The sequence below is a fragment of the Nocardia sp. NPDC059177 genome (assembly GCF_042755165.1).
Lineage (GTDB): Bacteria > Actinomycetota > Actinomycetes > Mycobacteriales > Mycobacteriaceae > Nocardia.
The window spans coordinates 67598-80218 of record NZ_JBHZBX010000007.1; the positions used below are offsets into that span (position 1 = coordinate 67598).

General features: G+C 69.9%; 11 protein-coding genes. 9 read left to right on the top strand and 2 right to left on the bottom strand.

Annotation, left to right across the window (positions count from 1 at the left end; all coding sequences use genetic code 11):
* Positions 1-93 precede the first annotated feature (93 nt).
* Together arcA and ACFXK0_RS11075 are read left to right on the top strand one after the other, a co-directional pair.
* On the top strand, positions 94-1335 hold the full coding sequence (gene arcA, locus ACFXK0_RS11070) for an arginine deiminase (protein WP_379409911.1): 1242 nt from the start codon (positions 94-96) through the stop codon (positions 1333-1335).
* 6 nt (positions 1336-1341) lie between these two features.
* A complete protein-coding gene (locus tag ACFXK0_RS11075) occupies positions 1342-1701 on the top strand; it encodes a GntR family transcriptional regulator (RefSeq protein ID WP_379409913.1) in 360 nt (119 codons plus the stop codon).
* Between the two features lie 4 nt (positions 1702-1705).
* Here the strand turns inward: ACFXK0_RS11075 and rsmI are convergent, their stop codons facing one another.
* Positions 1706-2533 (bottom strand): 16S rRNA (cytidine(1402)-2'-O)-methyltransferase, encoded by an 828-nt coding sequence (gene rsmI, locus ACFXK0_RS11080; RefSeq protein ID WP_379409914.1) that lies wholly within the window; start codon positions 2531-2533, stop codon positions 1706-1708.
* 163 nt (positions 2534-2696) lie between these two features.
* Here rsmI and ACFXK0_RS11085 point away from each other — a divergent pair, with 163 nt between their 5' ends.
* Together ACFXK0_RS11085 and ACFXK0_RS11090 are read left to right on the top strand one after the other, a co-directional pair.
* Positions 2697-4295, top strand: coding sequence for a dolichyl-phosphate-mannose--protein mannosyltransferase (locus tag ACFXK0_RS11085; RefSeq protein WP_379410155.1), 1599 nt, complete (start codon positions 2697-2699; stop codon positions 4293-4295).
* Positions 4296-4314: 19 nt separating this feature from the next.
* Positions 4315-5067, top strand: a complete 753-nt coding sequence (locus tag ACFXK0_RS11090; protein ID WP_379409915.1) for an isocitrate lyase/phosphoenolpyruvate mutase family protein — start codon at positions 4315-4317, stop codon at positions 5065-5067.
* 89 nt (positions 5068-5156) lie between these two features.
* On the opposite strand, the gene metG is transcribed toward ACFXK0_RS11090, so the two are convergent.
* Positions 5157-6725 (bottom strand): methionine--tRNA ligase, encoded by a 1569-nt coding sequence (metG, locus tag ACFXK0_RS11095; RefSeq protein ID WP_379409916.1) that lies wholly within the window; start codon positions 6723-6725, stop codon positions 5157-5159.
* A gap of 1 nt (position 6726) precedes the next feature.
* On the opposite strand from metG, the gene ACFXK0_RS11100 reads away from it, so the two are divergent.
* From ACFXK0_RS11100 to rsmA, 5 genes are all read left to right on the top strand, one after another.
* A complete protein-coding gene (locus ACFXK0_RS11100; protein WP_379409917.1) occupies positions 6727-7581 on the top strand; it encodes a TatD family hydrolase in 855 nt (284 codons plus the stop codon).
* Between the two features lie 159 nt (positions 7582-7740).
* Positions 7741-8868: a transglycosylase family protein gene (locus tag ACFXK0_RS11105; protein ID WP_379409918.1), complete on the top strand. Its 1128-nt coding sequence runs from the start codon at positions 7741-7743 to the stop codon at positions 8866-8868.
* Between the two features lie 100 nt (positions 8869-8968).
* Entirely contained in the window at positions 8969-10126 is a 1158-nt protein-coding gene (locus ACFXK0_RS11110) for a lipase family protein (RefSeq protein WP_379409919.1), read from the top strand.
* 109 nt (positions 10127-10235) lie between these two features.
* Positions 10236-11390, top strand: coding sequence for an alpha/beta fold hydrolase (locus ACFXK0_RS11115; protein ID WP_379409920.1), 1155 nt, complete (start codon positions 10236-10238; stop codon positions 11388-11390).
* A 34-nt stretch (positions 11391-11424) separates the two neighbouring features.
* Positions 11425-12306 (top strand): 16S rRNA (adenine(1518)-N(6)/adenine(1519)-N(6))-dimethyltransferase RsmA, encoded by an 882-nt coding sequence (gene rsmA / locus ACFXK0_RS11120; RefSeq protein WP_379409921.1) that lies wholly within the window; start codon positions 11425-11427, stop codon positions 12304-12306.
* Positions 12307-12621: the final 315 nt, after the last annotated feature.

Below are 12621 nucleotides of genomic sequence, written 5' to 3' on the forward strand. Positions count from 1 at the left end.
GTCTTTGTCGCGTGTACGAAAACGGGCGGACTCGGTACCGCTGGTCAGCGGGTCTTCCGTGCCGACCCGCGCGGGACGGATTACGGTTTGCGCATGGGAACCGCCCCCGACACGCGCCTGGCCGTCACCTCCGAGGTCGGCACACTGCGCACGGTGCTGCTGCACCGGCCCGGCGACGAGCTGCGCAGGCTCACCCCGAGCAACAACGATCAGCTGCTCTTCGACGGTATCCCCTGGGTCGAGCGCGCCCAGGCCGAACACGACGCCTTCGCCACCGTACTGCGCGAGCGCGGGGTGGAGGTGCTGCTGCTGGCCGACCTGCTCGCCGAGACCCTCGCCGTCAGCGGGGCCGCGCGCATCCAGGGCATCTCCGCCGCCGTCGACGCGCGCCGACTCGGCCACGGACTGGCCGACCAGCTCGCCGCCGAACTGCGCAAGGCCGACGCGCGCGAGCTCGCCGACATCCTGATGGCGGGCATGACCTTCGACGAACTGCCCTTCGGGCCCGACACCACCTCATTGGTGCGGCGCATGCACCACGGCGCCGATTTCGTCATCGATCCGCTGCCGAATCTGCTGTTCACCCGCGATTCCTCGTTCTGGATCGGCCCCAAGGTCGCGATCACCTCCCTCGCCCTGCCGGCGCGCATCCGCGAGACCTCGATCACCGATCTGGTCTACGCCTTCCACCCGCGATTCCTCGGCGTGCGCCGCGCCTACGAATCACACACCGCGCCGATCGAAGGCGGCGATGTGCTGCTGCTCGCACCCGGCGTGGTGGCGGTCGGGGTGGGGGAGCGGACCTCGCCGGCCGGCGCGGAAGCCTTGGCGCGCAGCCTCTTCGACGATGATCTCGCGCACACCGTGCTGGTGGTGCCGATCGCGCAGAACCGGGCCACCATGCACCTGGATACCGTGTGCACGATGGTCGACTCCGACGCGGTGGTCATGTACCCGGGCGTGCGGGACACCTTGCGGGCGTTCACGATCCGCCGCGAGGACGGTTTCGCGGGGCGCGGCGAGCTGGACCGGATCAGCATCATCGGGCCGGAACCGTTCCTGCCCGCCGCCGCGGCCGCCATGGGGATCGCGCACCTGCGGGTGATCGACACCGGGCGCGACGGCGTCACCGCCGAACGCGAACAGTGGGACGACGGCAACAACACCCTGGCGCTGGCGCCGGGCGTGGTCGTCGCCTACGAGCGCAACGAGATGACCAATTCCCGTCTGACCGACGCCGGGATCGAGGTGCTCACCATCTCCGGTTCGGAGCTGGGCTCCGGGCGCGGCGGTCCACGGTGCATGTCCTGTCCGCTGTCCCGAGACGAGGTGTGAGCGAGCGTGTTCCATGTCGAGCTGTCCGCCGGGTCCACCCAACCGCCCTATGAACAGCTGCGCATGGCCGTGATCGAACAGGTCAGGGCCGGCACGCTCACCGCGGGCACAAAGATCCCGACCGTGCGCGCGCTGGCCGCCGAACTCGGCATCGCCCCCAACACCGTCGCACGCGCCTACCGCGAACTCGAGGCCGACGGCGTCCTCGAAACCCGTGGCCGCCAAGGCTCTTTCATCGCCTCCTCCGGCGACCCGACCCGCGATATCGCCGGGCGCGCCGCCGTGGAGTACATCGCCACCACCCGCCGCCTCGGGCTCAGCGACGCCGACGCGCTCACGTTGGTCGAGCGAGCGCTGGACAACTGAGTGCTCAGCCGTCCGCGCGGGCGGTGAGGACGGCCTCGTAGAGGTCCTTGCGGGAGGCGCCGCGACCCGCGGAGACCTCGGCGCAGGCATCCTTGAGCCGCATCCCGCCCGCCACCAGGGTCTCCACCTCGGTGACCAGATCGGCCGGATCGGCCGAAACCGGTTGGGCGCCCGCGAGAACCACGGTGATCTCGCCGCGGACGCCGTCGGCCGACCAGGCGGCGAGTTCGGCGAGGGTGCCGCGGACGACCTCCTCGTAGGTCTTGGTCAGCTCGCGGCAGACCGCGGCGCGGCGGTCGGGGCCGAGCACTGTGACCGCGTCGGCCAGGCAGTCCGCCAGCCGGTGCGGTGCCTCGAAGAAGACGCAGGCACGCTGCTCGGAAGTCAAGGCGCGCAACCACTCCCGGCGCTGACCGCCCTTGCGCGGGGCGAAACCGTCGAAGCAGAACCGCTCCACCGGCAGCCCCGACAGCGCCAGCGCGGTGGTGACCGCCGATGGTCCGGGCAGGCAGGTGACCGGCAGGTCGCGCTCGACCGCCGCCGCGACCAGCCGATAGCCGGGGTCGCTCACCGACGGCATGCCCGCGTCGGTCACCAGCAGCACGGTGCGCCCGGCGGCGATGTCGTCGAGCAGGGCGGGGACGCGCGCGGTCTCGACATGGTCGTAGAAACTGACCACCCGGCCGGTGATCTCCACCCCGAGCGCCTTGGCCAGCGCGCGGGTGCGCCGGGTGTCCTCGGCGGCGACCACGTCGGCCGAGCCGAGCGCGTCGCGCAGTCGCTGGGACGCGTCGCCGATATCGCCCATCGGGGTAGCCGCTAGGACCAGCACAGTGGCGTCCCGCCTCTCGGTAGTGTGTCGACCCATTCTGTCAGTCGTGGGTACGGCGCCCGTCCTGGCCTGTGCGGGGGCACTGAGCGACAGTGTCGAATCGGAGTTCGACGGGCGTACCGCATACGATCGGGGCGTGATCCCGGTGACCGAAACACGCGCGATGCCGCCGTCGCGACCCGTGTCGGGGTTGGTCGGTCCCGGACCGTTGCGGCCCGTGCCCGATTTCGGCCCGCTCGACAAGGCCCGTGGCTGGGCGGTCACGCTCACGCTCACGCTGATCGCCGCGATCACCCGCTTCGTGAACCTCAACTACCCCACCGACGCGCGCACGCCCGTCTTCGACGAGAAGCACTACGCGCCGCAGGCCTGGCAGATGGTCACCGGCGGCGGCGTCGAGGACAACCCCGCCTACGGCCTGGTGGTACACCCGCCGGTCGGCAAGCAATTCATCGCCATCAGCGAGGCGATCTTCGGGTACAACGCCTGGGGCTGGCGTGGCACCGCGGCGCTGGCGGGCACGATCATGGTGCTGCTGGTGATCCGGATCGTGCGGCGGATGGCGCGCTCGACGCTGATCGGCGCGTTCGCCGGCATCCTGCTCATCGCCGACGGCCTGACCTTCGTCTCCTCCCGCATCGGCATGCTCGACATCTTCATGGCGCTGCTGGTGACCGCCGCGTTCGGCTGCCTGATCGTCGACCGCGACGAGGTCAGACAGCGATTGGCGCGCGCCGAGCTGGCCGGTCGCGTCGGGATGACGGACTGGGGGCCACGCCTCGGCGTGCGCTGGTGGCGGTTCGGCGCGGGCATCCTGCTCGGGCTGGCCTGCGGCACCAAGTGGTCGGGCATGTACTTCATCATGTTCTTCGGCCTGATGAGCGTGGCCTTCGACGTGAGTGCGCGTCGCGCCTACGGTGTGCGCAAGCCGTGGTTCGGGACGGCGGTGCGCGATATCGGGCCCGCGCTGTACGCCCTGGTCGTCATCCCACTGATCACCTATCTCGCGTCGTACTGGGCCTGGTTCGCCAACGAGTCCAGCGTGTACCGCTACACCGCGGGCAATTCGACGATCACCAAGGAACCGATCGGCACCGGCGGATTCTGGTCGCACATCGTCCCGGACGCGCTGCGCTCGCTCTGGTACTACAGCGCCCGTTCGCTGGAATTCCACACCGAGCTGACCAACTCCTCGGGCAACCATCACCCGTGGGAATCCAAGCCGTGGACCTGGCCGATGGGCCTGCGCCCGATGCTCTACTACTACGCCGACGGTTCGGTCGGCGGCTGCGGCGAGGCGCAGTGCGTGAAAGCCGTGATGGCGGTGGGTACGCCGGCGCTGTGGTGGCTGGCGCTGCCCGCGCTGGGCTGGATGATCTGGCGCTCGGTGGTGCGCCGCGACTGGCGCTACGCCGCGATCCTGGTCGGCTACGGCGCCGGCCTGCTGCCCTGGTTCCTGACTCTGGACCGGCAGATGTACTTCTTCTACGCCGTGGTCCTCGCACCGTTCCTCGCCATGGGCGTGGCCATGATCCTCGGCGACATCCTCGGCCCCGCCAGACCCCTCGGCATCCCCCGCGGCCCGACCGGCACCTACCTCCCGGCGCCGGTCAACGAGCGCTACTCCCTCGGCCTGCTGATCGCCAGCATCTACCTGGCCCTGGTCATCGCCAACTTCGTCTGGCTCTGGCCCATCCTCACCGCCCAACCGATCAGCCCCGCCAGCTGGCAAGACCACCTCTGGCTACCCAGCTGGCGCTGAACCCGGCATCATCGCGGGTATGACTTCTCTGGACGCGAAAGCGAAAACTCTGCTCGCACTGCATCAACCGGGTGATCCGGTGGTGCTGCCGACCGTGTGGGACGCGTGGTCGGCGAATGTCGCTGTGGCCGCTGGTTTCTCGGGGTTGACGCTGGGTAGTCACCCGGTGGCCGACTCAGTTGGGCGTAGTGATGGTGAAGGGATGACCTTCGATGAGCTGCTGGCTCGCGTCACTCAGGTGACCGGGGCCGTCGAGGTGCCGGTGTCGGTCGATATCGAGTCGGGGTATGGGCTCGAGCCGGCGCGGCTGATCGAGGGGCTGCTCGGGGCCGGCGCGGTCGGGCTCAATATCGAGGACACCGTGCACAGTGAGGGCAAGCGGCTGCGTTCGCCCGAGGAGCACGCCGAGCTGGTCGGCGGGCTGCGGGCGGCGGCCGACGCGGCGGGGGTGCATGTGGTCGTCAACGCGCGCACCGACCTGTTCCTGCGTCAGGACGGGGACGAGGCCGACCGGGTCGACCGGGCCATCGCGCGGCTGCTGCCGGCCGTCGAGGCGGGCGCCGATGTGCTGTACCCGGTGGGCTGGCACTCCGACGAGGTCCAGCGCAGGCTCGCCACCGAACTGCCGTTGCCGATCAACGCGATCGCACAGCCGGGGACGCCGGCCAGGGCGCATCTCGCCGAACTCGGCGTCGGCCGGATCAGCTTCGGGCCGCTGTTGCAGGCGGCACTGGGCGCCGAAGCGAGCAAGCTGCTCACCGCTTGGAACTGATCACGCAGCTCGGATCACCTACCGCCGGCCGCCAGCGGTAGGTGATCGGTACCCGGGTCTGGCCCGAATACGCGGGGCGGCGGGCTAGCTCACTCCTTGGGTTCGACGTAGCGCGGGAACACCGGCTCCGGCGCGGGCAGGTCGATCCCCGGCACCAGCGGCGTCGCGATATCGGCGAAAGTGCGGCCGTCCTGGCCGAGCAGATCCAGGATCTTGGCCGCCGAACCCGGCATCACCGGCTGCACCAGGATCGCCACGATACGCACGACCTCGAGGGTCACGTAGAGGACCGTCGCCATCCGCGCCAGATCCTCCTCGGTGCCCGACTTGCGCAGGGCCCAGGGCGCATTGGCGGAGAAGTAGCGGTTGGTCTCGCCGAGGGTCAGCCAGATCGCCTCCAGCGCCAGGTGCATCTGCTGGAGGTCGAACTCGGCGCGGCAGCGGTCGAGCAGGCCGTTGGCGCGGTCGAGCAGGGCCTGGTCGTCGGCGGTGAACGCGCCCGGCACCGGGGCCTTGGCGGCGCAGTTCTTGTTGACCATGGTCAGGCTGCGCTGCACCAGATTGCCGAACTCGTTGGCCAGGTCGGCGTTGATCCGGCCGGCGATCGCCTCGTTGCTGTAGCTGCCGTCCTGGCCGTAGGAGATCTCGCGCAGCAGGAAGAAGCGCACCTGGTCCAGGCCGTAGGTCGACACCAGGCCGAGCGGGTCGACGACATTGCCCGTCGACTTCGACATCTTCTCGCCCTTGTTGTACAGGAACCCGTGCACGAACACCCGGTCCGGCAGTTCGATCCCGGCCGACATCAGGAAAGCGGGCCAGTACACCGTGTGGAAGCGGGTGATGTCCTTGCCGATGATGTGCACGTTCGCTGGCCAGAACTTCTGGAAGGCCGCGGATTCGGTGTTCGGGAAGCCGACGCCGGTCAGGTAGTTGGTGAGCGCGTCGACCCACACGTACATCACGTGGTCGGGGTGGCCGGGCACCGGCACGCCCCAGTCGAAGGTGGTGCGCGAGATCGACAGATCCTTCAGCCCGGCCTTGACGTAGCTGACGATCTCGTTGCGCCGGGTCGCGGGCGCGATGAACTCGGGGCGCTCCTCGTAGAGGGCGAGCAGCTTGTCCTGGTACTCCGACAGCTTGAAGAAGTAGTTGGACTCCTCGGTCCAGGTGACCGGGGTCTGGGTCTCGGTCGACACGCGGGTGCCGTCGTCGAGGAGGGTGGTCTCCTCGTCGGTGTAGAAGGCCTCGTCGCGCACCGAGTACCAGCCCGAGTAGTTGCCCAGGTAGATGTCGCCGGCGGCGAGCATGCGCTCCCAGATGGCGACGCTGGCGGCCTTGTGGTCTTCGTCGGTGGTGCGGATGAAGCGGTCGAAGGAGATGTCGAGCGCCTTGTCCATCGCCTCGAAGACGTCGGAGTTGCGGGCCGCGAGTTCCTGCACCGGGATGCCTTCGGTGGCCGCGGTCTGCTGCATCTTCTGGCCGTGCACGTCGGTGCCGGTCATGAAGAACACGTCGTACCCGTCGAGCCGCTTGAACCGGGCCAGCGCGTCGGTCGAGATGTACTCGTACGCGTGGCCCATGTGCGGCGCACCGTTCGGGTACGCGATGGCCGTGGTGATGTAGAAGGCGGGCGCCTCGGCGCCTTCAGATGCGCTCATGATGGCCATTACTCTAATCCGCGTGGCAAACCAGAATCGTCCGGCTCCACCTCCTCCGCCGCCGCTCGCGCCGCTGATCGACGCGCATACCCACCTCGACGCGTGCGGTGCGACCGATGCCGCCTCGACCACGGCCATTCTCGACCGGGCTGCCGCGGTGGGTGTGGGTCAGGTGGTGACGATCGCCGACGACCTCGCCGCCGCGCAGTGGGCGGTGCGGGCCGCGCAGTGGGATCCGCGCGTGTACGCCGCGGTCGCGCTGCACCCCACCCGTGCGAACGCCCTCGACGACCAGGCCAAAGCAGAGCTGGAGTACCTCGCCACCGACCCGCGTGTGGTCGCGATCGGCGAGACCGGCCTGGACTACTACTGGCCGGGCAAGCTCGATGGCTGCGCCGATATCGAGACCCAGGTCGAGGGGTTCCGCTGGCACATCGAGCTGGCCAAGAAGGTCCGCAAACCGCTGATGATCCACAATCGCGAGGCCGACCACGACCTGCTCACGGTGCTGCTCGACGAGGGCGCGCCGGACACGGTGATCTTCCACTGCTTCTCCTCCGACGCCACCATGGCCGAGGCGTGCGTGGCCGAGGGATACGTGCTCAGCTTCTCCGGGACCGTCAGTTTCAAGAACGCGCACGAGCTGCGCGAGGCGGCCCAGCTGGTGCCCGACGACCAGATCCTGGTCGAGACCGACGCGCCGTACCTGACCCCGCACCCGTACCGTGGCGCGCCCAATGAGTCCTACTGCCTGCCGTATACGGTCCGGGCGCTGGCCGAGGTACGCGAACAGGACCCGGCGGAGCTGGCCGAGATCACCACTGCCAACGCGCGCAGGCTCTACCGCATCCGGTAGAAGAACAGGGGGCTGGACAGTAAACGTGATCCGCGTCACATTCGTTGGTCTATGTTGTGACCTACCAGCGGTGTCTATGCCGAATCGTGACCTGAACAGCCCCTGATCGGACCGCGCGGTGTTGTCTGGCGAGTACTTGGTCGTTATCGTTCTGTAACCATGTCGGCTTTTGCGCGGATCAACTCCTCTCGCTCGCCGCTGCTGTACGCGGCGGTGGCGGCCATGCTGCTGATTCTGCTCGCCGGTGCCTCGCTGGCCATCGTCAACCACAAGACGGTCGCCCTGGTCGTCGACGGCGAACGCACCGAGCTGTCCACCATGTCCCGCGATGTGCGCGCCATCCTGGGCGACGCGGGATACGAGATCTCCGAACACGACGAGGTGATCCCCGCCGCCGGCGCCAAGGTCTCCGACGGCGCGACCATCACGCTCAACCGTGGCCGCGAGATCACCCTCACCGTCGACGGTGTGGAGCGCACGGTGTGGACCACCGGCAACACCGCCGGTGACGCGCTCGCCCAGATGCAGATCCCGGCCGACACCCACGTCGTGCCGACCCGCACCGAGGAACTGCCCCTGGAGGGCGCCGCGCTCAGCGTCTACAGCCCGCGCACGATCGTGCTGATCGACGGCGGCGCCGCCCCCGTCGACGTGCGCCTGGCAGCCGCGACCGTCGGTGAATTCCTCGCGGCCGCGGGTGTTCCGCTCGCGAACGAGGACTTCGCCGAGCCCGCCGCCGATTCGCCGCTGACCGAGGGGATGACGGTGACCGTCACCCGGCAGCGCACCGAGGAGCGCACCGAGGTCCTGCCGCTCGAGCCCACCGAGACGGTGATCGAGGACGTCACCATGAACATGAGCCGCACGGTCGTGGAGAACCCCGGCGTGCCCGGCCTGCACGAGGCCACCTTCGCGGTGACCATGGTCAACGGCGTGGAAGCCTCGCGAGTGCAGGTGAACTCGAAGGTCATCACTCCCGCCCAGCCCAAGACCATCCGCAAGGGCGCCAAGCCCGGCACCGAGGTGCCCGAGGTCAAGGACGGCGCGATCTGGGACGCGCTGGCCCGCTGCGAGTCGACCGGCAACTGGGCCATCAACACCGGCAACGGCTACTACGGCGGTATCCAGTTCGACCAGAGCACCTGGGAACGGCAGGGCGGCCTCCGGTACGCGCCCCGCGCCGACCTGGCCACCCGCGAAGAGCAGATCGCCATCGCCGAGGTGACCCGCGCTCGCCAGGGCTGGGGCGCATGGCCCGCCTGCACGGGGCGTCTCGGCCTGAGCTGAGTCGCGGGCGGGAGTAACACGTCGCTTCCAGCAACCGATCAGTGAACTGAACGTACGTCCAGTTTATTGCACTCGATCGGCCTGAAAGGTGACCCCCACGATGCCGAAAACCCTGCGCAACGCTGCCACCGCAGCCGCGCTCACCGCCGCCGCGCTGGTGACCGCCACCTACTCTCCCGCTGCGGCGGAGCCGGGCGGTGTACTCGCGGTCGAGACGCGGCCCGCGGGCTGGCACGGGATGGCGCGGGGTGCTGTCATCGAATACACCACCCTGGATTCGGCGGGAGTGGAGCGGCCGGTCAGCGGCGCGCTGTTCCTGCCCGAGGGCGAGGCCCCGGCCAACGGCTGGCCGATCATCGCCTACGACCACGGCACCCTCGGCTCCGGTCCCGGCTGCGGCGGCCAGGCCGACCCGGAGCTGGCGCCGTTGCCCGCCAACCGCCAGGCCGAGGACGAGCTGATCGCCCGGCTCGTCGACCAGGGCTTCGCCGTCGTCGCGCCCGACTACCTGGGCCTCGGCCGCTTCGACACCGGCGCGCACCCGTACCTCGAGACCCACACCGAGGCGACGGCCACCATCGACCTCGTGCGCGCCGCCCGTGCCGCCCGGCCCGAACTCTCGCGCACCTGGAGCGTGGTCGGTGCCTCCCAGGGCGGGCACGCCGCGCTGAGCACCGCGCATCTACAGGCGAGCTATGCCCCCGAACTGGACTTCCGCGGCACCGTCGCCGTCGACCCGGCCTCGGATGTCGAGAAGGTGCTGCCGCTGCTCGGCCCCTGGTTCCCCGAGGCCGAGGGCACCGCGGGGCTGTCGGCGTTCACCGTCAGCATCCTGGCCGGCCTGCGCGCCACCCATCCGGAAGCCGAGGTCGACTCCTACCTCACACCCGCGGGCAAGCAGATCCTCGACGCCGCCGCCGGGCAGTGCATCAACGGCATCGTCGCCGGGCTCGACGGTCGCGCACTGGGCGAGCTGTTCAGCCGGCCGCTGTCGGAAGGTCCGCTGCGCGCCGCCCTCGCCGCGTACATGACCCTGCCCATCAGTGGCTACGACGCGCCGATCCTGCTGCTGGTCAACGCCACCGACACCGTCGTCCCCTCACCCCTGCACGCTGCGCTGGTCGCCCAGTTCGCCGCAGGCGGGGTGGATTTCGAGACGGTGACCGGTTTCGGGCAGCACACCGTGCTCACCGATCAGATGTGGGACGCCATGGACGCCTTCGTCGCCCGGATCAACGCGACACCGGCACAGCCCTGAGCCGGCCGGAATACCAACGGCGCCAGCCGGTTCGCGCCGCCTCCCGAGCCGATCCGGCCGGAATCCGTACACTCGTCCAGTAGCTCGAGACCGGCGGAGAGACAGTCCATTGCAGAAGAACCCGATTCGCGCGACGGTCGTGGCCGCGCTCACCGTGTGCGCGGTGACGGTGGCCGCGTTCGCCCCCGCCGCGGCGCAGACGCCGGGCACGATCATCTCGGTGCGGCCGGAACCGGCCGGTTGGCGTGACGCCGAGCGCGGTGCTGTCGTCGAGTACTGGACCGCCGACTCGGCGGGGGTGCCCCGCCCGGCCAGCGGCGCGCTGTTCCTGCCCGCCGGTGACGCGCCCGTCACCGGCTGGCCGATCGTCGCCTACGACCACGGCTCCTCCGGTTCCGGTCCCGGGTGTGGTGGCCAGGCCGATCCCGAGCTCGCGCCGTTCCCCACCCATCGCGGCGCCGAGGACGCGCTGATCCAGCGCCTGGTCGACCAGGGCTATGCCGTCGTCGCGCCCGACTATCTGGGCCTGGGCCGTTTCGACACCGGCCCACACCCGTACCTCGAGGTCGCCAGCGAGGCCACCGCCACCATCGACCTCGTGCGCGCCGCCCGTGCCGCCCAGCCAGAACTCTCGCGTACCTGGAGCGTGCTCGGCATCTCGCAGGGCGGGCACGCGGCGCTGAGCACCGCGCACGTCCAGGCGACCTACGCGCCCGAACTCGACTTCCGTGGCACCGTCGCGGTCGACGCCGCCTCCGATGTGGAGAAGGTGCTGCCGTTCATCGGCCCCGCGCTGCCCGATATCCCGGTGCTCTCCGCGGCGACCTCGTTCGTGATCAGCATCCTGGCCGGGCTGCGCGCCACCCATCCCGAGGCCGACGTCGACTCGTATCTGACGCCGCTGGGCCGCTCGCTGGTCGACAGCGCGCAGACCCGCTGCCTCGACGAGATCATCGCCTCGGTGCAGGGTTTGTCCGCCGCCGACCTCATGGTCCGCCCGCTGGCCGGCCTGAAACCGCAGCTCGACGCCTACATGACCCTGCCGGCCAGCGGTTACGACGCGCCGATCCTGTTGACGATGAACGTCACCGACACCATCGTCCCGTCCCCGCTGCACGCCGCGCTGGTCGCCCAGCTCGCCGCGGGCGGCGTCGACCAGCAGGTGATCCCCGGTACCGGCGCGCACGGCACCATCTCGGCCGAGCAGCGCGCGGGCATCGACGCCTTCCTCGCGCGCGTCAACGCCGCCCCGCCGCAGCGCTGAGCTGCTCGATCGGCCGGGTTGATAGGTTCTAGCCGTGCCCGAACCAGAGATCTCCGCGCGCGGTAGCGCCGCACTGCTCGGTCCCGCCGAGGTGCGGACGCTGGCCGAACGCTTCGGCGTCCGGCCGACCAAGCAGCTCGGGCAGAACTTCGTGCACGACGCCAACACCGTGCGCCGCATCGTCACCGCCGCGGGCGTCGGCGCACAGGACACGGTGCTCGAGGTCGGCCCGGGTCTCGGTTCGCTGACTCTGGCGCTGCTCGACGTGGTCGACCAGGTCGTCGCCGTCGAGATCGACCCCGTGCTCGCCGGCTACCTGCCCGAAACCGTCGCCGACCGGGCCCCCGGCCTGGCCGACCGGCTGCGCGTGGTCGAAGCCGACGCCTTGCGCGTGGGCGCAGGTCAGCTGCCCGCGACACCGACGGCTCTGGTCGCGAACCTGCCCTACAACGTGGCCGTCCCGGTGCTGCTGCATCTGCTGGCCGAGCTGCCGAGCATCCAGGTGTCGCTGGTGATGGTGCAGGCCGAGGTGGCCGACCGGCTCGCCGCCGAACCCGGCAACCGGGTGTACGGCGTGCCGAGCGTCAAGGCCGGCTTCTTCGGCAAGGTCCGGCGTGCGGGCGCGGTCGGCACCCAGGTTTTCTGGCCGGTGCCGCGAGTGGAATCGGGCCTGGTCCGCGTCGACCGCTACGCCGAGGCGCCCTGGCCGATGGACGACGCCCATCGCCGCAGGGTCTTCGAAGTGATCGATGCCGCGTTCGCCCAGCGACGCAAGACCTTGCGCGCGGCGCTGTCGGGCTGGGCGGGTTCGCCCGCCGAAGCCGAACGCAGGCTGGTGGCCGCAGGCATCGACCCGACCGCGCGTGGCGAGACCCTCGAAACAGCCGCCTTCGTTCGCTTGGCAGCACAAGCCTGACCTCGCGAAACACGGGTCCCCGCACGGGAACTCGCAGTACACCGGTTGTTCACCCGGCGACCTGTGAAAGCAATTGTGGACAACCAGTTTTCGCGCCGACCGGTGTTGATCATGGTCGGCCGCGCGATGCCCCGGATCACATCGAACGATCCGCGACGCACGAGCGCGCGAACCGGATGTGGATGACGCTGTGGATGAATCGACCCACCGCAGCCACAGGTGAACCCCTGATGAACGACATCGCGCCACACCACCACGGGTTTCGGCCCGCCCCGCGTTCGAGGGGCGAGACGTACCGGCGAAGCCGAAGTATCG

Coding starts and splice junctions, on each gene's coding strand:
- arcA (WP_379409911.1), top strand. CDS start 94: ATGGGAACCGCCCCCGACACGCGCCTGGCCGTCACCTCCGAGGTCGGC.
- ACFXK0_RS11085 (WP_379410155.1), top strand. CDS start 2,697: ATGCCGCCGTCGCGACCCGTGTCGGGGTTGGTCGGTCCCGGACCGTTG.
- ACFXK0_RS11090 (WP_379409915.1), top strand. CDS start 4,315: ATGACTTCTCTGGACGCGAAAGCGAAAACTCTGCTCGCACTGCATCAA.
- metG (WP_379409916.1), bottom strand. CDS start 6,725: ATGAGCGCATCTGAAGGCGCCGAGGCGCCCGCCTTCTACATCACCACG.
- ACFXK0_RS11100 (WP_379409917.1), top strand. CDS start 6,727: ATGGCCATTACTCTAATCCGCGTGGCAAACCAGAATCGTCCGGCTCCA.
- ACFXK0_RS11105 (WP_379409918.1), top strand. CDS start 7,741: ATGTCGGCTTTTGCGCGGATCAACTCCTCTCGCTCGCCGCTGCTGTAC.
- ACFXK0_RS11110 (WP_379409919.1), top strand. CDS start 8,969: ATGCCGAAAACCCTGCGCAACGCTGCCACCGCAGCCGCGCTCACCGCC.